Annotated in this window: 19 protein-coding genes; 6 read left to right on the forward strand and 13 right to left on the reverse strand. The window is 72.1% G+C overall.

The window, feature by feature from the left end; all coding sequences use genetic code 11:
• Window positions 1-75: 75 nt before the first annotated feature.
• The 5 genes from A8713_RS20215 to A8713_RS20235 form a co-directional block, all read right to left on the reverse strand.
• Window positions 76-2,418, reverse strand: a complete 2,343-nt coding sequence (locus tag A8713_RS20215; protein ID WP_064534983.1) for an ABC transporter permease — start codon at window positions 2,416-2,418, stop codon at window positions 76-78.
• Window positions 2,415-3,104 carry an ABC transporter ATP-binding protein gene (locus A8713_RS20220; RefSeq protein WP_064534984.1) on the reverse strand — a complete coding sequence of 230 codons (690 nt, stop codon included), beginning with the start codon at window positions 3,102-3,104 and terminating at the stop codon, window positions 2,415-2,417. The genes A8713_RS20215 and A8713_RS20220 overlap by 4 nt, the downstream gene beginning before the upstream one ends.
• Complete coding sequence (locus A8713_RS20225) at window positions 3,101-3,625, reverse strand: PadR family transcriptional regulator (RefSeq protein WP_026252091.1); 525 nt, start codon at window positions 3,623-3,625, stop codon at window positions 3,101-3,103. Before A8713_RS20225 ends, A8713_RS20220 begins: the two co-directional genes overlap by 4 nt.
• Before the next feature lie 171 nt (window positions 3,626-3,796).
• Window positions 3,797-4,057, reverse strand: coding sequence for a hypothetical protein (locus A8713_RS20230; RefSeq protein ID WP_064534985.1), 261 nt, complete (start codon window positions 4,055-4,057; stop codon window positions 3,797-3,799).
• Window positions 4,054-4,995, reverse strand: a complete 942-nt coding sequence (locus A8713_RS20235) for an SPFH domain-containing protein (protein WP_064534986.1) — start codon at window positions 4,993-4,995, stop codon at window positions 4,054-4,056. Before A8713_RS20235 ends, A8713_RS20230 begins: the two co-directional genes overlap by 4 nt.
• Window positions 4,996-5,313: 318 nt before the next feature.
• Between A8713_RS20235 and A8713_RS20240 the strand changes: the two genes are divergently transcribed.
• Window positions 5,314-7,758: a transglycosylase domain-containing protein gene (locus tag A8713_RS20240; RefSeq protein WP_064534987.1), complete on the forward strand. Its 2,445-nt coding sequence runs from the start codon at window positions 5,314-5,316 to the stop codon at window positions 7,756-7,758.
• A gap of 77 nt (window positions 7,759-7,835) precedes the next feature.
• On the opposite strand, the gene A8713_RS20245 is transcribed toward A8713_RS20240, so the two are convergent.
• From A8713_RS20245 to A8713_RS20260, 4 genes are all read right to left on the reverse strand, one after another.
• Window positions 7,836-10,013 (reverse strand): SpoIIE family protein phosphatase, encoded by a 2,178-nt coding sequence (locus tag A8713_RS20245; protein WP_064534988.1) that lies wholly within the window; start codon window positions 10,011-10,013, stop codon window positions 7,836-7,838.
• A gap of 308 nt (window positions 10,014-10,321) precedes the next feature.
• Window positions 10,322-11,017, reverse strand: coding sequence for a cytidylyl-2-hydroxypropylphosphonate hydrolase (gene fomD / locus A8713_RS20250; protein ID WP_064534989.1), 696 nt, complete (start codon window positions 11,015-11,017; stop codon window positions 10,322-10,324).
• A 73-nt stretch (window positions 11,018-11,090) separates the two neighbouring features.
• Window positions 11,091-12,476 carry a class II fumarate hydratase gene (locus A8713_RS20255; protein WP_064534990.1) on the reverse strand — a complete coding sequence of 462 codons (1,386 nt, stop codon included), beginning with the start codon at window positions 12,474-12,476 and terminating at the stop codon, window positions 11,091-11,093.
• An 86-nt stretch (window positions 12,477-12,562) separates the two neighbouring features.
• Window positions 12,563-14,233, reverse strand: a complete 1,671-nt coding sequence (locus A8713_RS20260) for a fumarate hydratase (RefSeq protein ID WP_064534991.1) — start codon at window positions 14,231-14,233, stop codon at window positions 12,563-12,565.
• A 155-nt stretch (window positions 14,234-14,388) separates the two neighbouring features.
• Between A8713_RS20260 and A8713_RS20265 the strand changes: the two genes are divergently transcribed.
• Both A8713_RS20265 and A8713_RS20270 read left to right on the forward strand, forming a co-directional pair.
• Window positions 14,389-15,063, forward strand: coding sequence for a DUF1707 SHOCT-like domain-containing protein (locus A8713_RS20265; RefSeq protein ID WP_107440677.1), 675 nt, complete (start codon window positions 14,389-14,391; stop codon window positions 15,061-15,063).
• Window positions 15,064-15,162: 99 nt separating this feature from the next.
• On the forward strand, window positions 15,163-15,540 hold the full coding sequence (locus tag A8713_RS20270; protein WP_037888025.1) for a WhiB family transcriptional regulator: 378 nt from the start codon (window positions 15,163-15,165) through the stop codon (window positions 15,538-15,540).
• A 185-nt stretch (window positions 15,541-15,725) separates the two neighbouring features.
• Here A8713_RS20270 and glpX read toward each other — a convergent pair whose 3' ends face one another.
• Window positions 15,726-16,760, reverse strand: coding sequence for a class II fructose-bisphosphatase (glpX, locus tag A8713_RS20275; RefSeq protein WP_018565175.1), 1,035 nt, complete (start codon window positions 16,758-16,760; stop codon window positions 15,726-15,728).
• A gap of 127 nt (window positions 16,761-16,887) precedes the next feature.
• Here glpX and A8713_RS20280 point away from each other — a divergent pair, with 127 nt between their 5' ends.
• Window positions 16,888-17,412 carry a DUF4245 domain-containing protein gene (locus tag A8713_RS20280; RefSeq protein WP_064534993.1) on the forward strand — a complete coding sequence of 175 codons (525 nt, stop codon included), beginning with the start codon at window positions 16,888-16,890 and terminating at the stop codon, window positions 17,410-17,412.
• Window positions 17,413-17,443: 31 nt separating this feature from the next.
• Here the strand turns inward: A8713_RS20280 and A8713_RS20285 are convergent, their stop codons facing one another.
• Both A8713_RS20285 and xseA read right to left on the reverse strand, forming a co-directional pair.
• Complete coding sequence (locus A8713_RS20285; RefSeq protein WP_064534994.1) at window positions 17,444-17,698, reverse strand: exodeoxyribonuclease VII small subunit; 255 nt, start codon at window positions 17,696-17,698, stop codon at window positions 17,444-17,446.
• Between the two features lie 49 nt (window positions 17,699-17,747).
• Window positions 17,748-19,106: an exodeoxyribonuclease VII large subunit gene (xseA, locus tag A8713_RS20290; protein WP_237305426.1), complete on the reverse strand. Its 1,359-nt coding sequence runs from the start codon at window positions 19,104-19,106 to the stop codon at window positions 17,748-17,750.
• 146 nt (window positions 19,107-19,252) lie between these two features.
• Here xseA and A8713_RS20295 point away from each other — a divergent pair, with 146 nt between their 5' ends.
• Together A8713_RS20295 and ppgK are read left to right on the forward strand one after the other, a co-directional pair.
• The gene (locus A8713_RS20295; RefSeq protein ID WP_107440678.1) at window positions 19,253-20,269 is read left to right on the forward strand and encodes a 4-hydroxy-3-methylbut-2-enyl diphosphate reductase; all 1,017 of its coding nucleotides are present in this window, start codon (window positions 19,253-19,255) and stop codon (window positions 20,267-20,269) included.
• Between the two features lie 61 nt (window positions 20,270-20,330).
• Window positions 20,331-21,083: a polyphosphate--glucose phosphotransferase gene (gene ppgK / locus A8713_RS20300; RefSeq protein ID WP_064534996.1), complete on the forward strand. Its 753-nt coding sequence runs from the start codon at window positions 20,331-20,333 to the stop codon at window positions 21,081-21,083.
• Window positions 21,084-21,122: 39 nt separating this feature from the next.
• Here ppgK and A8713_RS34815 read toward each other — a convergent pair whose 3' ends face one another.
• Window positions 21,123-21,560, reverse strand: coding sequence for a DUF6542 domain-containing protein (locus A8713_RS34815; protein ID WP_064537609.1), 438 nt, complete (start codon window positions 21,558-21,560; stop codon window positions 21,123-21,125).
• Between the last annotated feature and the right edge of the window lie 81 nt (window positions 21,561-21,641).

Raw genomic sequence — 21,641 nt, forward strand, 5'->3', positions numbered from 1 at the left:
GGGTAGAACGGCCCTGGGCCCCTCCCCGGTGCGGGGAGGGGCCCAGGGCCGGTGAGCCGGTGAGCCGGACGGAGGTCACTCCGTACGCAGGCCCTCCGGGCGCATCATGCGCAGCAGCGGCGGCAGGCTGAGGACCGCGACCGCGAGTGCGATCGCCGCGCCCATGCCGGTCATGGTCAGCACGCTCGTCCAGTCGATGCCGACGGTCGTGGCCGTCATCTTCAGCAGGACCACGCCCAGCGTGAGGCCCACCGCCAGGGACAGCAGCAGTCCCAGCGTGATCGGGACGATCGTCTGCCACAGCACGGACAGGCTCAGCGTGCGCCGCCGGGTGCCGAAGGCGACCAGCGCCGACAGCAGCTTCCGGCGCTCGCGCAACTGCTCCAGCTGGGACACCAGCAGGCTCGCGCCGATCAGCGCCAGCACACAGACCGCGCCGACCAGCAGCCCGGTGCGGATCGAGGCGAACTTCTTGGACTCCTCGCTGCGCGACCAGGTCATCACGTCGGCCAGCCGGTCCACGCGCGCGGCGGTGTTGCGCACCTGGTCGCGGGCGTCGCGCACCGACTCGTCGAGCGAGACGTAGACCTGCGCGCCGGCCTTCTTCGCGACCGCCGCCGGCACCGCGCCGCGGGTCAGCAGGAAGCCGCCGTGCTCCATCCCCGTGGGGTCCTTGATGGCGTGCACCGCCTTCAGGCCCTTCGGCACGGTCCAGCGCACCTCGCTGCCGGGTTCCACGCCCTGGGAGCTGTCCATGAAGAGCTTCCTGCCGGGCTTGGCGAGCGCCGGGGTGTCGGTGTCGTAGTCGACGCCCTGGACGACGAAGACGTCGCCGTCGCGGCAGGTGGGCAGCTTCGCCACCTCGCGCAGGGAGGCGCAGTCGCCGATGGTGACCTCGGAGCTCTGCTGGGGTCCGTCGGCCGCCGTGTGGGACGTGGCGCTGACGTTGGCGCCCGACAGGGCGACCGCCCGGGTCACGCCCCGGGTCGCCTTGAAGTCGGCGACGGCCGGGTCGGTGGCGACCCCGTGCGAGAGCTGCACCTGGATCTGGGCCCGGTCCAGGTCGTTCTTCGACGCCTTGGTGTAGTCGCCCTCGACGCCCGCGAAGAGCATCTGGAGGGCGATGGCGCCGGCCACCGCGACCGAGATGCCGTTCACGGTGCGGGCCGCGGTGCCGCTGCTGAGCTGGAGCCGCCGCACGGCGAGCTGCCAGGAGACCGAGCCGCTGCCCAGCCGGGCGACGACCGCCTCCACGATCCACGGCAGCAGCGCGGTCACGCCGACCAGCAGCAGGACGACACCGCCGGAGACCAGGTACTGGTTGAAGTCGCCGTCGCCGCGGCCCTTGCCGATCATCGGGGCGAGCATCGCCAGACCGGCCACCGGCAGCACCAGCCGCCACCACAGGCGGCGCCGCGAGGGCTTGGCCGTGCGGACCACGCCGAGCGGTTCGATGACCACACCGCGCAGTGCGAGCAGGGTGACCAGCACCGCCGCTGCCGGGACGGCGACGGCGACCAGCGCGGCCAGCGCGGGCGTCGGGTTGAGGTAGCTGGGGAACACGCTGATCCCGACGACCTCCACCGAACCCGCCGCCTCACGGCCGATCAGGAAGAAGACCGTACCGAAGACCAGTCCGAGCAGCGAGCCCGCCAGCGCCTCGCCCGCCGCGATCCGGCGGGTCATCCGGCTGTCGGAACCGACCAGCCGCAGCGCGGCCAGCCTGCGGTCGCGCCGCTCGCCGCCGAAGCGCACGGCCGCCGTGATGAACACGGCCACCGGCATCAGCAGCACCACGAAGACGACCAGCACCAGCAGGATCAGCACCGGGTCCTGCTTCTCGGGCAACCGGTTCGGGGAGCCGTACTCGGTGATCCGGGCCGTCTTCCAGCCGTCCATGTACGGCGCGAGGCCCTGGGCCCCCGCGTAGTAGGCGAGTTCCTGCGAGCCGATCAGCCCGTCCTCGGCGATCGTCCCGGCGATCCGGTACGGCAGCCGCTTGCGCAGCAGTTCGCCGTCACCGGACTCCAGCAGCTTCTTCAGCGCGGGGGAGACGACCATGTCGCCCACCGCCGGGTACGCGCCGACCCCCGGGGGAAGCGCGGCCCGCGGGCCTTCCGGCTCCACCAGGCGGCCGCGGATCTCCTTGTCCTTGTACGTGGTGTCGATGTCGGAGATGACGAAGGTGTTGTCGGCCTTGGCCGGCACCTTCTGGCTGTACGTGTAGTCGGAGCGGGCCTCGTCGCGCTGGTGGCGCACCGACAGCGCGTCGGGGATCGCGGTGGTCAGCAGCAGCAGCGCCACACCGAGTCCGACGCCGACGGCCGTCAGGAGCACCCGGGTCCAGCCCTCGCGCCCGCCGGTGAAGGCGAACTTGGCGCCCATGCTGAGATCGCGGGCCCACTGGCGGGCGTTCATACGATGCGCTCCATGTCACGGGACTTGCCGTCGCGGACGACGATCTCGCGGTCGGAGTACGCGGCCACCCGTGCCTCGTGCGTGACCAGCACGACGGCGGCGTTGGTGGACCGGGCGGCCTCGGTGAGCAGTTCCATCACGCGCTCGCCGTTGAGCGAGTCGAGGGCGCCGGTCGGCTCGTCGGCGAACAGCACCCGCGGGCCGGTGACCAGCGAGCGGGCGACGGCGACGCGCTGCCCCTGACCGCCGGAGACCTCGCCGGGCCGCTTCTTGGCGAGGTCGTCGACCTCCAGGCGGCTCATCCACTTCAGCGCGGCGCGCTCGGCCTCCTTGCGCGGGGTGCCGTTCAGCCGCAGCGGAAGGGCGACGTTCTCCACGCAGGTCAGCTCGGGCACGAGCTGGCCGAACTGGAAGACGAAGCCGAACTCCGACCGCCTGAGCGCGCTGCGCTGGGTGTCGGTCATGGTGGACAGCTCACGGCCGTCGTAGAGGATCGAGCCCGAGTCCGGGGTGACGATCCCGGCCAGGCAGTGCAGCAGCGTGGACTTGCCGGAGCCGGAGGGGCCCATCACCGCGACGACCTCGCCGGGGTGGATGGAGAAGTCGGCGCCGTCCAGCGCGGGGGTGGCGCCGTAGGCCTTGTACAGGTTCTCGGCAGACAACAGGGAGCCGGGGGGAGGAGTCACCGGGTCACCGCCTCACGGAGTTTTTCGAGGCGCGCGGCGGTGAGTTCGAGCCACCGCAGGTCGGCCTCCAGATGGAACAGGGCATGGTCGCAGATCAGCTGGTCGGCCAGGTCGCCCTTGCGCTTGCGGTCGGTGAGGATCCGCATGCTGCGCAGGTGCTCGCTGCGCTGGGTGTCGAGGACGTCGGCCGCGTCGCGCTCGGTGAGCAGCGCCAGGACGACCTTGGTGTAGAGGGTCGACTGGAGGTACGGCTCGGGCTTCTCGGGGGTGGCCAGCCACTGCTCGACATCGGTGATGCCGGCCTCGGTGATGGCGTAGCGCTTGCGTTCGGGGCCGCCGCCGGCCTCGATCCCGTCGACTTCGACGAGGCCGTTCTTCAGCAGCCGCGACATCGTCGAGTAGACCTGGCCGTAGTGCAGCGGCCGGTCGTGACCGAACGTCTCGTCGAAGGCCCGCTTCAGGTCGTAGCCGTGGCGTGGCCCGGACTCCAGGAGACCCAGGAGGGTGTGACCGATGGACATGCGGAGCACTCTACACACCGCGTATACACACCATGTATACGCCCAGTGTGCAGAGGATCTCGGGAGGGCGGATGAGGGGGTGAAAGCCCAGGTCAGGGCCTATTGTCACGTTTCCGCTACGGGCGGCGGGCGGCGCCGGGAGGGAGGGCGGCCCCGAGCGGAACCGGAGGGCTACTGCGGGCGCGGCGGGGTGCTCCGCGGGGGCCGGCCGCGGCGCGGCAGGGGGCCGGTCTCGCCCGGCAGGCGGGCCGCCTCGGCGAGGGCGCGGCGCAGCAGGAACTCGATCTGGGCGTTGGCCGACCGCAGCTCGTCGGAGGCCCAGCGTGCGAGCGCGTCGTAGACCGACGGGTCCAGCCGCAGCAGCACCTGCTTGCGCTGCTGCGGCCGCCGCCGGGGGGCGGCTCCCTCGGACGGATCCGTCGCGGAGGTCACTGGTAGAGCGTCCCGGTGTTGAGGACGGGCTGGGGCGCCCGGTCCCCGCACAGCACGACCATCAGGTTCGACACCATCGCCGCCTTCCGCTCCTCGTCGAGTTCCACGATGTCCTGCTCGGCGATCCGGCTGAGCGCCGCCTCGACCATGCCGACCGCGCCGTCCACGATCTCCCGCCGGGCCGCGACGACCGCGCCGGCCTGCTGGCGCTGGAGCATCGCGGAGGCGATCTCGGGAGCGTACGCGAGATGGGTGAAGCGGGACTCGATGATCCGCACACCGGCGGCCTCCACGCGCGCGTGCAGTTCGACGGCGAGCTTCTCGGTGATCTCCTCGGCGTTGCCGCGCAGCGACAGCTCGTCCTCGTCGTGGGCGTCGTAGGGGTACTCGATGGCGATGTGGCGCACCGCCGCCTCGGTCTGGGTGGAGACGAACTCCAGGTAGTTGTCCACCTCGAAGGACGCCTGCGCGGTGTCCTGGACGTTCCACACCACGACCGCGGCCAGCTCGATCGGGTTGCCGTAGGCGTCGTTGACCTTCAGCACGGCGGTCTCGTGGTTGCGCACCCGGGTGGAGATCTTCTCCCGGGAGGTGAGCGGGTTCACCCAGCGCAGGCCGTCCTCGCGGATGGTGCCCCGGTAGCGCCCGAAGAGCTGGACGACGCGGGCCTCGCCCGGCGCCACGGTGTTCAGTCCGCACATGGAGAACAGCGCCGCGACGCCGACGAGCACGCCGACGGTGATCAGCGCGGCCTTGGCGCCGGTGGCGGTCACGGCGGCGCCGGCCGGGATCAGCGCACCGGCGATCAGCAGCCCGAGCAGCCCGAGCAGCAGGGCGAGGCCGCCCTTGATGCTGTGCGCGGTGAACTCCCGGACCCGGGGCGCGGGCATCTCGGGTGCGTCTGCCGTGGTCACCGCGGGTGGGGTGGGTGCGGGCATGGTGGATCCCCCGTTTCTCGTGGACGTCAGGAGTGGATAGGAACAGAGCAGTCGGAGCAGTCGGAGCAGTCGTAGCGGTCAGAGCGGGCAGAGTGGAACGCGAAAGCATCTGCTTATCTAAGTGATATCACTTTATCGGCTCACGGCAACCCTCAACCGGCCCCGGACGTCGGTTCACTTGGCGGCGGGTGCTGATTGTCACGTCCGTAAAAGCACGGATCGGGGGCCCTTTGTCACAGAGAGCGGTGTTAGTTTTCTGAGCTGATCTGAACGTCGTACGCAAGTGACAGCCGAGACGGAAGCGGAGCGGACGGACGCATGGGACGAGCGGAAGAGAGACGAGCGCGACAGCGCGGTGGCCGCCGCGCGGCGCCCAGGCGCTCGTCCGGGACGCCGGCGGCCGGTGTCGGAGGCGGCAGTGCGCAGTCCGGTGCCGGGACCGGACCCGCGGGCGGTGCCCCGGGCGGCCGGGCCGCGGCCCGGCGCGCGGCGGCCCGGCCCGCCAAGGCGAAGAAGAGCCTCATACGCCGGCTGTTCACCTGGAAGAAGATCCTCGGCACGGTCCTCGGCGTCTGCCTGCTCGGCATCGGCGCCTTCGTCGTGCTCTACATGCTCGTGGACATCCCGCAGGGCAACGCCGCCGCCGAGCGGCAGAGCAACGTCTACAAGTACAGCGACGGCACCGTCCTCGCCCGGGACGGCGAGGTCAACCGCGAGAGCGTGTCGCTGGACAAGGTGCCCAAGGACGTCCAGCACACGTTCGTCGCCGCCGAGAACAAGTCCTTCTACCACGACTCCGGCGTCGACCTGAAGGGCACCGCCCGCGGTCTGCTCAACACGCTGACCGGCAAGGGCACCCAGGGCGGTTCGACGATCACCCAGCAGTACGTCAAGAACTACTACCTCACCCAGGACCAGACCGTCACGCGCAAGCTGAAGGAACTGGTCATCTCGCTGAAGGTGGACCGGCGCGAGTCCAAGGACGAGATCCTCGCCGGATACATCAACACCAGCTACTACGGCCGCGGCGCCTATGGCGTCCAGGCCGCCGCGCAGGCGTACTACCGCGTGGACGCGCAGCATCTGACCGTCGAACAGGGCGCCTACCTCGCCGCGCTGCTCCAGGCGCCGAGCCAGTACGACTGGGCGGTGGCCGGCCCCAACGGCAAGCGGCTGGTGCAGGCCCGCTGGAACTACGTCCTGGACAACATGGTCGGCCAGCACTGGCTCGACGCCGCCAAGCGCAAGGCCATGAAGTTCCCGGTGCCGAAGGAGCCCAGGGGCGCGCCGGGCCTCGGCGGCCAGAAGGGCTATCTGATCGACCTGGCCAACAAGCAGCTCGAACAGCAGCTGATGAAGGAACAGGGCATCACCCAGGCCCAGGCCGAGGCGGCCGTCGTCGACCGCGGCTGGACCATCACGGTCAACATCGACAAGAAGAAGCAGGCCGCGCTGGAGAGCGCCGTCAAGAAGCAGCTCACCGGCAAGCTGGACCCGAAGAAGCGCAAGGCCGACAAGAACGTCCAGGCGGGCGCGGTCTCCGTCGACCCCAAGACGGGCAAGATCGTCGCCCTGTACGGCGGCCAGGACTACTTCAAGCACTACTCCAGCAACGCCACCCGGCGCGACTTCCAGCCGGCCTCCACCTTCAAGCCGGTGATCCTCGCCGCCGCCCTGGACGAGGAGGCCAAGACGCAGGACGGCCTGCCGATCGACGCCAACACCGTCTACGACGGCACCAGCGGCCGGCAGGCCGTGGACCACGGCACCAAGGTCGGCTTCGGGCCGCCCAACGAGGACCACGTCAGCTACGGCCAGATCACCGTCCAGTCCGCGATGAACAAGTCGGTCAACTCCGTCTTCGCGCAGATGGGCATCGACGTCGGCATGAAGAACGTGATGTCCGTCGCGGACAAGCTCGGCATGGACACCAAGGGCATGCAGGCCGTGCCCGCCCAGACGCTCGGCTCCATGGGCGCCAGCCCGCTGGAGATGGCGGCGATCTACGCCACCCTCGACAACCACGGCAAGAAGGTCACCCCGACCATCGTCGCCTCGGCCGAGAACGGCACCCGCAAGGTGGAGATGCCCGACGCGGTCGGCGGCCAGGCCATCACCCGGGAGGCGGCCGACACGGTCACCTCGGTGCTGACCGGCGTGGTCGACGACGGTACGGCGAAGACCTCGGTGGCCGACAACCCGCTGCGCGAGGACCAGCAGGTCGCCGGCAAGACGGGTACCTCCGACGAGAACAAGTCCGCCTGGTTCACCGGCTACACGCCCGGCCTGGTCACCTCGGTCGGCCTCTTCGGCGAGGAGCCGGTGGCGCCGTACCGGCATGTGAGCCTGGCCGGTGCCACCGGCCTGATCCCGGGCAGCGGCCGGATCAACGGCGGTGGCTACCCGGCGCAGATCTGGGCCGAGTACACCTTCGGCGTCATGGGCGACACCAGCAAGTTCGACCTGGACACCACGCAGGGCGCGGCCAAGCAGTCGCCCAGCCGGCCGCCGACGTCGTCCCAGTCGCCCAGCCACTCGCCGTCGCAGTCGCCCTCGCAGTCGCCGAGCCACGCCCCGACGCAGTCGTCGCAGTCGCCCAGCCACTCGCCGTCGCAGTCGCCGAGCCACAGCCCGTCGCAGTCGCCGTCGAAGTCGCCGACCGCGCCCGACCCGTCCGACAGCAGCACCGCCGGGAACCCGCCGGACCCGGACGACCAGCTGCACGACCAGCACCAGCTGCACGACCGGCAGCCCGCCGACTGACCGGCGGCACGACGGCGGAGAGCCGGGAGCGGGACATCCCCGGGGGATGTCCCGCTCCCGGCTCTCCGTCCGTGTCCCTACGACTGGCCGCGGTGCAGCTCGAACCAGACCACCTTGCCGGTGCTCAGCCGGGTCGCGCCCCAGCGCCGGGCCAGCCGGTTCACCAGGTACAGGCCCCGGCCGCCCTCGTCGGTGGCGCGCGCCTGCCGCAGCCGCGGCAGTTGCGGCACGTCGTCGCCGACCTCGCAGCGCAGCACGTCGGTGCGGAGCAGCCGCAGCGTCACCGGCCGCGAGGCGTACCGCACGGCGTTGGTGACGACCTCGCTGACCAGCAGCTCCACCGAGTCGGTCAGCTCCTCCAGACCCCAGCGGGACAGCGCCCGGCGGGCCAGGCGGCGGGCCCGGGACGGCGCGGAGTCCTCCGGCTCCAGGAACCAGTACGCCACGTCGCTCGGCGCGATCCCGTCGAAGCGGGCGGCGAGCAGCGCGATGTCGTCGTCCCGGTCGCCCGGACCGAGCATGTCCAGCACCTCGTCGCACAGGGCTTCCAGCGGCGGCGGATGGTCCGGGCCGGTGAGCTGCGCGGTCGCGGCCAGCTTCTCGCGCAGCTGCTCTATGCCGGTCCACACGTCCCGCAGCCGGGACTCCACCAGACCGTCGGTGTACAGCAGCAGTGTGCCGCCGGCCGGCGCGTCCAGCTCCACCGCCTCGAAGTCCACCCCGCCGACGCCGATCGGCGCGCCCGGCGGCACCCGCAGCACCTCGGCCCGGCCGCCCAGATGCAGCAGGACCGGTGGTGGATGCCCGGCGTTGGCGATGGTGATGCGGTGCGAGACCGGGTCGTAGACCGCGTACAGACAGGTCGCCATGCGGTCGGTGCCCAGCCGCTGCGCCTGCTCGTCCAGGTGGTGCAGCACCTCCTGCGGGGGCAGGTCGAGGCCCGCCAGGGTCTGCGCGGTCGTGCGCAGCTGGCCCATGATGGCCGCCGACGTCATGGAGTGCCCCATCACGTCCCCGACGACCAGGGCGACCCGGCTGCCGGGCAGCGGGATCGCGTCGTACCAGTCGCCGCCGACCCGCGCGGTCTCCGCCGCCGGGAGGTAGCGCGACGCCAGCCGTACGCCGGTGGGGCGGGGCAGCGTCTCCGGGAGCATGGTCCGCTGGAGCTCGTCGGCGATGTACGCCTCGCGCCCGTACAGCACGGCCTTGTCCACGCCGAGCGCGCTGTGCGTGGCGAGCTGGGCGGCGACCAGCAGGTCGTCGCCCTCGAAGGCGGGCCGGTCCGGGCGGCGCAGGAAGAGCGCCGCGCCGATGACCCGGCGCCGCCCGCGCAGCGGGGCGAGGATCGTGCGCTGTCCGCGCGGCACGGCCAGCTCCGAGCCCTCGCCGAGGAGTTCGGCCAGCGCGGCACCCGCGGACGGGGTGTCGGTGAACACCGGCCGCACCCCGCGCAGCACCTCGCCGAGCGCGCTGCCCGGCCGCACCTCGCACAGCTCGTTGGTGACCACGGACAGCTCGGCCGGCTGCTCGGGCGCGGGCACCGGCAGGAAACCCACCTCGGCGTCCCGCTCGGACGGGATCCGGTCGGTGCGCCGCAGCCGCAGCACCAGCGGGCCCACCGGCCGTTCGTCGCCCACCGGCAGCGGCTCGCGCAGATAGACCAGGATCGCGTCGGAGAAGGTCGGCACGGTCGCCCGGCACAGCCCCATGACGATCTCGTCCAGGTCCATGCCGCGCGCGATGCGCCGCGTCGCCGCGCCCACGAACCGCAGCCGGTCCCCGTCGCGCCGCATCGGCAGCGGCCGTCCCGGCGGCAGCCCCTGGCCGGTACGGCGGTCGGAGTCGCCCTGGGCGCGCCGGTCGGGGGCGCCCGGCGCGGGGGCGGCGCCGTCGGCCGTCACGGAGACCGCCTCGGTGTCCTCCGCGGTGCGCGCCGCCGCGTCCGGCTGGGCGGGGATGCCCTCCGGGACGGGGCGCGGCCGGTGCGGGTCCGGTTCGGCGGCCACCGGCTGGGAGTGCTCGGGCCCCGGTCCGGGCGGCCCGCCCGCGGCGGGCGCCGCGCCGGGGCGTACGGGAGCGGCCGGGGGCTCACCGTCGGCGCCGCGCGCCGCCGGGCAGGGTGCCGCGTCCTCCGGCCGCGCCTGCAGCGGTAAGGCCGCCTGCGGCGGTTCGGGGGTACGCAGAACCGCCCCGCGGGGCTCCGTGGGGTCGGCGCCCGGCTGAGGGCGTTCGAAGGAGGTCGGCTGCTCCGTCACGCGTGTCGAATCCATCCGTCCGGGGCTGCGCGCCGGGCGCGCAGTTCGTCCCGCCGAAGACCCGATACCCGGAATACGTGCCCCAGGAACGGATTTCCGGCGTGGTCAGAGGCTGTTCCTGTGCCACCGGCGGGTCCTGTGCGGCCCGCTCGGGTCGTGCCCTCGTACCCCTCGCTCACGTCCTGCCGCCCCTCGGTGACATACGGTCAGACTCCGCACCGGCTGCGCAAGTTGCGCCGGTCATGTGCCTCCCTGCGCCCTTGCGGAGGACGATCCTACGTTTCCCGACCGGGGGCGCATCAAGGGTCTCATGAGGACACATGCGCGGGCGTACGATCCCAGTCCTGCGGCAGTGACGGTACCGGCCAGGACGGATCCGGTCGCCACCGCGGCCAGTTCTCGCAGAACGGCGGGCCCCAGGAACGGATCACCGCCACCGCCGCCCGGCCGGCCTCCTGTACCCTTCCGGCCAGCTCGGCGTCCATCAGGCCGTCCCGCTGGGCCTGGGCGAACTCGTCCTCGTCGCGCCAGTGCCAACTGCGGTCCGGGTGCACGGAGATGTCCAGAAAGTGGTCCTCGGAGTCGACGCCGCCCGCCCAGCGGGCCAGGGGCTCCTCCAGGTTCACGTACCAGTTCTTGAACTGCCAGCCCGGCTCCCAGAACAGCCACACCGACCAGGGCTCACCGGGCCGGGCCAGCTTCAGCACACCGGTGCCGAACCACCGGTCCCGCTGCACCGCGCGCGGCTTGGTGTAGCGGGACTCCAGCGGCTCCAGATGGACGGGCGTGCCGTCGGCGAGGACGGGCTTGACGCACTCGGTGCCCGGCGCCAGCCACACCGCGAGCAGCCCGGCGTCGTCCCGGACGACGGTCACGGGCCGCGCGATGTGGAAGCCCGTGCCGCCGTTCTCCCGGTAGCGCCACAGGATCTGGCTCCCGGGCGCCCAGCGGGCCGCCCGGCCGCCCGCTCCCGCTTCGCTCACCGCCGCGTCGTCGTCTGCCATGGACAGATATTAGGTGGCACGGGCATCGGGCGCCGCGGTGGGCGGCAGGGTTCACACGCGCGCGGCGGCGCCGTCACGGGCGCGTCATGCGCAGCACGTCCAGCGCCTCGTCGAGCTGCTCGGCGGTGAGGTCGCCGCGCTCCACGTACCCGCTCTCCAGGGCGACCTGACGGATCGTCTTCTGCTCGGCGAGCGCCTTCTTGGCGACCTTCGCGGCCTCCTCGTAGCCGATGTACTTGTTGAGCGGGGTGACCACCGACGGGGAGGACTCGGCGTACTCGCGGGCCCGCTCCCGGTGGGCGGTGACACCGTCCACGGTGCGGTCGGCCAGCAGCCGGGAGACGTTGGCCAGCAGCCGGACGGACTCCAGCACGTTCTTCGCGATGACCGGCAGCATCACGTTCAGCTCGAAGTTGCCGGCGGCGCCCGCGGTGGCCACGGTCGCGTCGTTGCCGACGACCTGCGCGGCGACCATCAGGACGGCCTCGGGGATGACCGGGTTGACCTTGCCGGGCATGATCGAGGAGCCGGGCTGGAGGTCGGGCAGGGAGATCTCGGCGAGCCCGGTGCGCGGCCCGGAGGACATCCAGCGCAGATCGTTGGCGATCTTCGTCAGGCCCACGGCGATGGTCCGCAGCTGCCCGCTGGTCTCCACGATCCCGTCGCGCGCGCCCTGCGCCTCGAAGTGGTCGCGGGCCTCGGTGAGCGGCAGCCCGGTGGTGCGGGCCACCTCCTCGATGACGGCCGCCGAGAAGCCGGGCGGGGTGTTGATGCCGGTGCCGACGGCGGTGCCGCCCAGCGGCAGCTCGGCCAGCCGGGGCAGCGAGGCCCGCAGCCGCTCCACGCCGTAGCGCACCTGCGCGGCGTACCCGCCGAACTCCTGGCCCAGGGTGACGGGCGTGGCGTCCATCAGGTGCGTACGCCCCGACTTCACCACGTCCGCGAACTCCTCGGCCTTGCGCGTGAGCGCGTCCGCGAGGTGGTCGAGGGCCGGGATCAGGTCCCGGGTGACGGCGGCGGTGGCCGCGATGTGGATCGAGGAGGGGAAGACGTCGTTGGAGGACTGGGAGGCGTTGACGTGGTCGTTGGGGTGCACGTCGCGGCCGAGCCGCTCGGTCGCCAGGGTGGCCAGCACCTCGTTGGTGTTCATGTTCGACGACGTGCCGGAACCCGTCTGGAACACGTCCACCGGGAAGTGCTCGTCCCACTTGCCCTCGGCGACCTCGTCGGCCGCCGACCTGATCGCCTGCGCGACGTCCTCGTCGAGCACGCCCAGTTCCGCGTTGACCTTGGCGGCGGCGCCCTTGATCCGCGCGAGCGCCTCGATGTGCGCGCGCTCGATCCGCTGCCCGGAGACGGGGAAGTTCTCCACGGCCCGCTGCGTCTGCGCCCGCCACTTGGCGTCCGCCGGAACCCTGACCTCGCCCATGGAGTCGTGCTCGATACGGTATTCGCTCATACCGGGTACAGCGTGCCGGGCGGTGCGGTTGTTCCGTCACTGGGCCGAACGAGGGCGTGTCGCACCCCGCCCGGCCCACCGGACGGTCAGGCCAGGCCCGGACCCCGGACCGGAATGCTGGTGAACGTCGGCGCGGGCGCCGGGTCCTGGAAGAAGTCGTTGCCCTTGTCGTCCACGACGACGAACGCCGGGAAGTCCTCGACCTCGATCCTCCAGACGGCCTCCATGCCCAGCTCCTCGTACTCCAGGACCTCGACCTTCTTGATGCAGTCCTGGGCGAGCCGGGCCGCCGGGCCGCCGATGGAGCCCAGGTAGAAGCCGCCGTGCGCGTCGCACGCGTCGGTGACCTGCTTGCTGCGGTTGCCCTTGGCGAGCATCACCTTGGAGCCGCCGGCCGCCTGGAACTGCTCGACGTAGGAGTCCATCCGGCCGGCCGTGGTCGGGCCGAAGGAACCGGAGGCGTACCCCTCGGGGGTCTTGGCCGGACCGGCGTAGTACACCGGATGGTCCTTGAGGTACTGCGGCATGCCCTCGCCCGCGTCCAGCCGCTCCTTGATCTTCGCGTGCGCGATGTCGCGGGCCACCACCAGCGGGCCGGTGAGCGACAGCCGGGTCTTGACCGGGTACTTGGTCAGCTCGGCGAGGATCGAGTCCATCGGCCGGTTCAGGTCGATGCGCACGACGTCCCCGGCCTCGTCCAGGTGCTCGTCGGTGGTGTCCGGCAGGAAGCGCGCCGGGTCGGTCTCCAGCTGCTCCAGGAACACGCCCTCGGCGGTGATCTTGGCGACGGCCTGGCGGTCGGCCGAGCAGGAGACGGCGATGGCGACCGGGCAGGACGCGCCGTGCCGGGGCAGGCGCACCACGCGCACGTCGTGGCAGAAGTACTTGCCGCCGAACTGCGCGCCGATGCCGATCCTCTGCGTCAGCTCGAAGACCTTCTCCTCCAGCTCCTTGTCCCGGAAGCCGTGGCCGAGCGGCGAGCCCTCGGCCGGGATCGTGTCCAGGTAGTGCGCGGAGGCGTACTTCGCGGTCTTCAGCGCGAACTCGGCGCTGGTGCCGCCGACCACGATCGCCAGGTGGTACGGCGGGCAGGCGGCCGTGCCCAGCGAACGGATCTTCTCCTCCAGGAACTTCATCATGGAGGACTCGTTCAGGACGGCCTTCGTCTCCTGGTAGAGGAAGGACTTGTTGGCGCTGCCGCCGCCCTTGGCCATGAACAGGAACTTGTAGGCGCCGCCGTCGGTGGCGTACAGCTCGATCTGCGCGGGGAGGTTGGAGCCGGTGTTCCTCTCCTCCCACATGGTCAGCGGGGCCATCTGCGAGTAGCGCAGGTTGAGCCTGGTGTAGGCGTCGTAGATGCCGCGGGAGAGGGCCTCCTCGTCGCCGCCCTCGGTCAGCACGTTCTGGCCGCGCTTGCCCATCACGATCGCGGTTCCGGTGTCCTGGCACATGGGCAGGACACCGGCGGCGGCGATGTTGGCGTTCTTCAGCAGGTCCAGGGCGACGAACTTGTCGTTGGAGCTGGCCTCCGGGTCGTCGACGATGCGCCGCAGCTGGGCGAGGTGGGCGGGGCGCAGATAGTGCTGGATGTCGTGGACCGCCTCCTCGGCCAGCTTGCGCAGCGCATCCGGCTCGACCTTGAGGAACGTACGCCCGTCGGGCCCCTCGGCGGTGGAGACGCCCTCGGACGTCACCAGCCGGTACGGGGTCGTGTCCTCACCCTGGGGGAGCAGATCGGTGTACGCGAACTCAGGCATCTCAGCCCATTCCTCACTCTGCGGACGGCCGCCCGTCGACGCCGACGGGCACCGAACAGCGTAGGACCTGCCGCGCGGGACCGGTTTGTGAGGTCAGGCTCAGTTCCTCGTCCCCAGAGGTGTCGCGATCTATCGTGTTTGGGTACGCTGCTCCCGTGGACCTTCAGAAGCAGACCGCTCCCCCCGTCACGGAGCTGCGCGCCTCGGACGCCGACCGGGACCGCATCGCCGACATGCTGCGCGACGCCCTCGCCGAGGGCCGACTGACCGCGGACGAGCACGCCGAGCGCGTCGAGGGGGTGCTGAACGCGAAGACGGTGGGTGAGCTGGAGGTCTTCGTCCAGGACCTGCCCGCCGCCCACCAGGGCCGTCCCGCACCGGCGTACGCCCCCCGGCGCCCGGCCGAGGACGGCATACCCCAGCAGGCCGACGAGAACGTGGTGGCGGTGTTCAGCTCCGCCACCCGCCGGGGCCGCTGGCGCGCCGGGCGCAGAGTGCACGCCTACTCGGTCTTCGGCAGCGTCGAGATCGACCTCAGCGAGGCGGTCTTCGAGTACCAGCAGGTCGTCATCAAGGCCGTCTCGGTCTTCGGCGATGTCCAGATCCGGGTCCCGGAGAACGTCTCGTTGCGCGGCACCGGCGGCGGCGTCCTCGGCAACTTCGAGGTGGACACGCTGGACGCCACCGACCCCGACGCCCCCGTCGTCTACGTCGACGGCTGGGCCGTTCTCGGCAATGTGGAGGCGCGGCCCAAGCGCGGCAAGCTCGTCGCGGACATCCTCGACCGCGTGCAGCGCAAACTCGACAGGCATGTGCGCAAGCACCTGTGAGCAAACGGCCGGTTCACAACTGAGTGCATAGGCCCGCGCACAGCGGGTAGGCCTTGCTGCATCGTCTCTCGCTCGCGAAGCCGTCGTCAGGAGTAGACCGTGCTGCAACCGCCGCCTTCGTCCCCGCAGATCGCCGTCGTTCCGGCCCAGCGGGTGCCGACGCGAGACAGGGACCAAGACGCACCCTGGCACACCGAGGCGGTGTGCAGGCGCGACGAGGCCGGGCTGTTCTTCGCGCCCTCGAAGGAGCCCACCGCCGCCCGGCTCTCGCGCGAGGAGGCCGCCAAGCGGGTCTGCGCCCGCTGTCCGGTGATGGTCGAGTGCCGCGAGCACGCGCTGCTCCAGCCCGAGCCGTACGGCGTCTGGGGCGGCCTGACCGCCGCCGAGCGCCGGGTCGTCCTGGCCCGCCGCCGCCGGCGCGACGTGGAGCTGAAGAACGCCGCCCGCGCCACGGGCCGCATAGCGGCGGCCGGCTGACCCACCGGGCGCGCTCCCGGCCTCCGGCCGCTGCCCGGTCTCCGGCGCGGGCGGCACGACTGGCGCGTACGGCACGACTGGCGCGCGCGGTACGACTGCGGGGCGCTCCCTCCGCACCGGGAGCGCCCCCATGGCCGGGGCGGGGCCGTACACACGTCCGTGCGCGGGCCGCCTGCCGGCCTCCGCTACTTCGCGCGGTCGAAGTCGATCGCGCTGTACGCGCGCAGCTTGCTCAGCCGGTGCTCGGAGTCGATCCGGCGGACCGTGCCCGACTTGGAGCGCATCACGATCGAGTCGGTCGTCGCCGTCTCCGAGCGGTAGCGCACCCCGCGCAGCAGCTCGCCGTCGGTGATGCCGGTGGCGACGAAGAAGACGTTCTCGCCGGTGACCAGGTCCTCGGTGGTCAGCACCCGGTCGAGGTCGTGCCCGGCGTCCAGCGCCCGCTGCCGCTCGTCGTCGTCCTTGGGCCACAGCTTGCCCTGGATGGTGCCGCCCAGGCACTTCACGGCGCACGCCGAGATGATGCCCTCGGGCGTGCCGCCGACGCCGAGCAGCAGGTCGATGCCGGTGCCGTCGCGCAGCGCCAGGATCGAACCGGCGACGTCACCGTCGGAGATCAGCTTGATCCGGGCCCCGGTCTCCCGGATCTCCCGGATGATGCCCTCGTGCCGCGGCCGGTCCAGGACGACCACGGTGACGTCCTCGGGCGTCGCCCGCTTGGCCTTGGCGACCCGCTTGATGTTCACCGACACCGGCGCGTCGATGTCGACGAAGTCGGCCGCCTCCGGGCCGGTGACCAGCTTGTCCATGTAGAACACGGCGGACGGGTCGAACATGGCGCCGCGCTCGGTGGCGGCCAGGACCGCGATCGCGTTGTGCATGCCCTTGGCGGTCAGCGTGGTGCCGTCGATCGGGTCGACGGCGATGTCGACCTCCGGGCCGGTCCCGTCGCCCACGCGCTCCCCGTTGAAGAGCATCGGGGCCTCGTCCTTCTCCCCCTCGCCGATGACGACGACGCCGTTCATCGAGACGGTGGAGACGAGGGTGCGCATGGCGCGGACGGCCGCGCCGTCGGCGCCGTTCTTGTCACCGCGCCCGACCCAGCGGCCCGCGGCCATCGCGGCGGCCTCGGTCACCCGGACCAGTTCGAGGGCGAGGTTGCGGTCGGGAGCTTCGGAGGGAACGTCGAGCTCGGACGGCAAGTGATGATGTTCGGTCATCGGAGCGCACCTTTCTGATACGACGACGGCCGGATGAGGGTTATGGCCATGACTCTATCCCCGGGTAGGCACTATGAGCAGGGGACCCCACGGATGAGCGCTCCGGGCACCTGCGACGATAGGGGGCGTGGCAGGCTCGAACGGCAAGCAGAAGACAGTCCGGGGCACGATCCTCACCCTGATCGTGATCGTGGCGACCGCGGCGGTCGCCTACCTCTTCGTCCCGCACGACGATCACGCCCCCGACATCAAGCGGGTCGACTACCGCGTGGAACTGATCACGGCACGCCGCGCCGCCGCCTACCCGGTGGCCGCGCCCGAGGGCCTGCCCGACACCTGGAAGGCCACCTCGGTCCGCTACCGCGCCGACGAGGGCGACCGCTGGCACCTCGGTTTTCAGGACCCCGACGGCCAGTACGTCACCGTCGAGCAGTCCACGGCCAAGCGCAAGGACTTCATCGACGACGCCAGCCAGGGCTCCCGGGCCACCAAGGTCACCCAGGAGATCGCCGGCCGCACCTGGACCCGGTACACCGGCGGCCGCTACGACGCCCTGGTCAACGAGGGCGCCAAGGGCGCCACCACGGTGGTCGCGGGCACCGCGTCCTTCGCACAGCTCACGAAGATGGCGGAGGCGCTGAAGACGTCCTGAGGGGGCGGGCCGGGGCGCTCCTCCGCGCGCGCTACTCCTCGCCGCCGTCCGCCGCGTCCGCGTCCTGGGCGGCCTCCTCCGCGAGGGCCGCGTCCAGCCGGGCGCGGGCGCCCTCCAGCCAGCGGCGGCAGACCTTGGCCAGTTCCTCGCCGCGCTCCCACAGGGCGAGGGACTCCTCCAGGCTCGTCCCGCCCGCCTCCAGCCGCCGGACGACGTCGATCAGCTCGTCCCGTGCCTGCTCGTAGCCCAGCGCCTCGTCCGCCGGTGCCGCCGCCTCGCCCGTCATGCGTTCATCCCTGTCGGCTCGTCCCTGTTCGTGCGGGTTCGTATGTCGTTCATTCGTCGGTGCCGGTGCCGGTGCCGGTGCCGGTGCCGGTGCCGGTGCCGGTGCCGGTGCCGGTGTCAGCGTTGGCGTCCGCTTCCGGCCGCCGGTCCGCTTCCGCCGTGCCCGCCGTGTCGACTGCTTCCGCCGGGCTCACGTCGTCGTCCGCGCCGACCCGTACGGTGAACTCTCCCTCGGAGACCCGCGCGCGCAGCGTCTCGTCCGCCGTCACCTCGGCGGGATCGCGGACCACATGACCGTCGGCGCGCTGGAGCACGGCGTATCCGCGCCGGAGCGTGGCGGCGGGGGAGAGGGCCACCACGCGCGCGCGGGTGTGCGCCAGCTCGGAGTCGGCGCGGTCCAGCAGATGCCGCAGGGTGCGCCGGCTCCGGTCCACCAGCGCGGCCACATGGTCCGCCCGCTCGTCGACCATGCGGTGCGGATCCTCCATGCACGGGCGCGCGAGCGCGTGCGCGAGCCCGCGCTCCTCGCGCTCGACATGCGCCTGTACGCACCTGCGCGCCCGGTCGCGCAACTGCCGTACCCGCTCGGCCTCCTCGCCGACGTCCGGCACGACCTTCTTGGCGGCGTCGGTGGGCGTGGAGGCGCGCAGGTCGGCGACGTAGTCCAGCAGCGGGGTGTCCGGCTCGTGGCCGATCGCGGAGACGACCGGCGTACGGCAGGCGGCGACCGCGCGGACGAGCTGCTCGTCGGAGAAGGGCAGCAGATCCTCCACGCTGCCGCCGCCGCGCGCCACGACGATCACATCGACCTCGTCGAGCGCGTCCAGCTCTTTGACGGCCTGCACGACCTGCGGGACGGCGTGCACCCCCTGCACGGGCACATTGCGTACCTCGAAGCGGACGGCGGGCCAGCGGTGCCGGGCGTTCTCCAGGACGTCCCGCTCGGCGGCGGAGGCCCGGCCGCACACCAGTCCGATCAGCTGCGGCAGGAAGGGCAGCGACTTCTTGCGGTCCGGCGCGAAAAGACCCTCCGCCGCCAGGCTCTTCTTCAGCTGCTCCAGGCGGGCCAGCAGCTCGCCGACGCCGACCGGCCGTATCTCGGCGGCCCGCAGCGACAGCTGCCCGCGCGGGGCGTACCACTCGGGCTTGGCGTGCACGACGACCCGGGCGCCCTCCCCGACGACGTCGGCGACCGCGTCGAACACCTCGCGGAAGCAGGTCACGCCGACGGAGATGTTGTACGACGGATCGCGCAGCGTCAGGAAGACCACGCCCGCGCCCGGCCGCCGCGACAACTGCGTGATCTGCCCCTCGACCCACACCGCGCCGAGCCGGTCGATCCAGCCGCCGATGAGCCGGGAGACCTCGCCGACGGGCAGCGGAGCGCCGGGGGACGTGGAGACAGCCATGCCCGCGAGCGTAACGGTCACCACCGACACCGCCGGCATCACCGACGCCACGGGGACGGTCCGCGCGCCCCCGGGCCGCCGGCCGCTGCCTCGGCTCCCGGGCCGCGCACCCTCGGGATCTTCGGCGCGGCGCGGACGGCCTTACGATGGGGGCCATGACTGCTACGTCTGGCCGCCGTGTCCTGCTCGCCGCCCCCCGGGGCTACTGCGCGGGTGTGGACCGCGCCGTGATCGCCGTCGAGAAAGCCCTGGAGCAGTACGGGGCTCCGGTGTACGTCCGGCACGAGATCGTCCACAACAAGTACGTCGTGCAGACCCTGGAGAAGAAGGGCGCGATCTTCGTCGAGCGGACAGAGGAGGTGCCGCCGGGCAACATCGTGATGTTCTCGGCGCACGGCGTGGCACCCGTCGTGCACGAGGAGGCCGCGCGCGGCCGGCTCGCCACCATCGACGCCACCTGCCCCCTGGTCACCAAGGTCCACAAGGAGGCCGTCCGCTTCGCCAAGGAGGACTACGACATCCTCCTGATCGGCCACGAGGGCCACGAGGAGGTCATCGGCACCTCCGGCGAGGCCCCCGACCACATCACGCTCGTCGACGGCCCCGAGGACGTGGCGAAGGTCGAGGTGCGCGACCCGTCGCGGGTGGTGTGGCTCTCGCAGACCACGCTCTCCGTCGACGAGACGATGGAGACGGTCGACGCCCTCAAGGAGAAGTTCCCGCAGCTCATCTCGCCGCCCAGCGACGACATCTGCTACGCCACGCAGAACCGCCAGCTCGCCGTCAAGCAGATGGGCGCCGAGGCGGACCTCGTCATCGTGGTCGGCTCGCGCAACTCCTCCAACTCCAAGCGCCTGGTGGAGGTCGCCAAGCTCGCGGGCGCGGACCAGGCGTACCTGGTGGACTTCGCCGACGAGATCGACGAGTCCTGGCTGGAGGGTGTCAGCACGGTCGGTGTGACCTCGGGCGCCTCGGTGCCGGAGATCCTGGTCGAGCAGGTGCTCGAATGGCTCGGCGCACGCGGTTTCGAGGACGTGGAGATCGTCAAGGCGGCCGAGGAGTCCATCATCTTCTCGCTGCCCAAGGAGCTGCGCCGGGACCTGCGCGAGGAGGCGGCGACCCTGGCCACCGAGCGCGGCGGCTCGGGCACGCCGGAGGACTGAGGGCCGCCGGGCGCCCTCACGGCGGCACGTGACTGTCGGTGGCGCGTCGTAACGTGGTGCCATGCAGATCTTCGGTGTGGACATCGGCGGTTCGGGGATCAAGGGCGCCCCGGTGGACCTGGACAAGGGCGACCTGGCCCAGGAGCGTCACAAGGTGCTCACCCCGCGACCGGCGACGCCCGACGGGGTGGCCGACGGCGTCCGGGAGGTCGTCGCCCACTTCGGCTGGACCGGCCCGGTCGGTCTGACGTTCCCGGGCGTGGTCACCGGCGGTGCCACCGTCCGTACGGCGGCCAATGTCGACAAGAGCTGGATCGACACCGACGCGCGCGCGTTGTTCGGCGACCGGCTGGGCGGCCTGCCGGTGACGGTGGTCAACGACGCGGACGCGGCGGGCGTCGCCGAGATGCACTTCGGCGCGGGCCAGGGGCGCAAGGGCACGGTGATCCTGCTGACCTTCGGCACCGGCATCGGCAGCGCGGTCTTCGTCGACGGCGTCCTCGTCCCCAACACCGAGCTGGGCCACCTGGAGCTGGACGGCCACGAGGCGGAGAAGCGGGCCTCCAGCAAGGCCAAGGAGGACCACGACCTGTCCTGGGAGCACTGGGGCCACCGCGTCCGCGCGTACCTCGCCCATGTGGAGATGCTCTTCTCCCCCGAGCTGTTCGTCATCGGCGGCGGCGTCAGCCGCAAGTCCCACAAGTTCCTGCCCTACCTGGACGGCCTCCGCGCGGAGATCGTCCCGGCCCGCCTCCAGAACAACGCGGGCATCGTGGGCGCGGCGATGCGGGCGGGGGAGAGCGGGGCGGCGTAGCGGCTCCCCTCCGGCCCGGCGGCCCACCGGCTCACCGGTCTACCGGCGGGTGCGGCCGCGCATGCGGGCGGACCCGGACGGTGCCGCCGTCGAGGCCGAGGACACCGGCCGAGGCCGCTGCCGGGACCGGGCCGGGGCGGCGGAGGCAGCACGCTCGGCACCATGCGCGGCACCCCGTGCGGCACCGCGCCGTACGAGCGCGACGACCCCCGCGAGCAGCGTGCCGCCGTACAGCCACAGCGCCTGGGTGGCGAGGCCGGTCACCAGGCCCACCAGTGTGCCGAGGACACCGCTGTCGCCGTCGGCCACGGGCAGCAGGCCCACGGTGAAGCCGAGGGGCGCCACCACGGGCGCGGTCAGCACGTCGCCCGGACGCATCCAGAGCGCGGTAAGTACGCACACCGGCAGGAACAGCACGCCGTAGACGGCGGGCGAACCGCCCAGCAGCAGTGCGTCCAGGCAGCCGAGCACGAGCATGGCCGCACCGCAGAAGAGGCCGCCCCCGAGGCCGGTCAGCCGGGGGTTCGGCGACTGCCGCAGCCGCCGCACGAGGGCGGC

Source organism: Streptomyces sp. SAT1 (assembly GCF_001654495.1).
GTDB classification, from domain to species: domain Bacteria; phylum Actinomycetota; class Actinomycetes; order Streptomycetales; family Streptomycetaceae; genus Streptomyces; species Streptomyces andamanensis.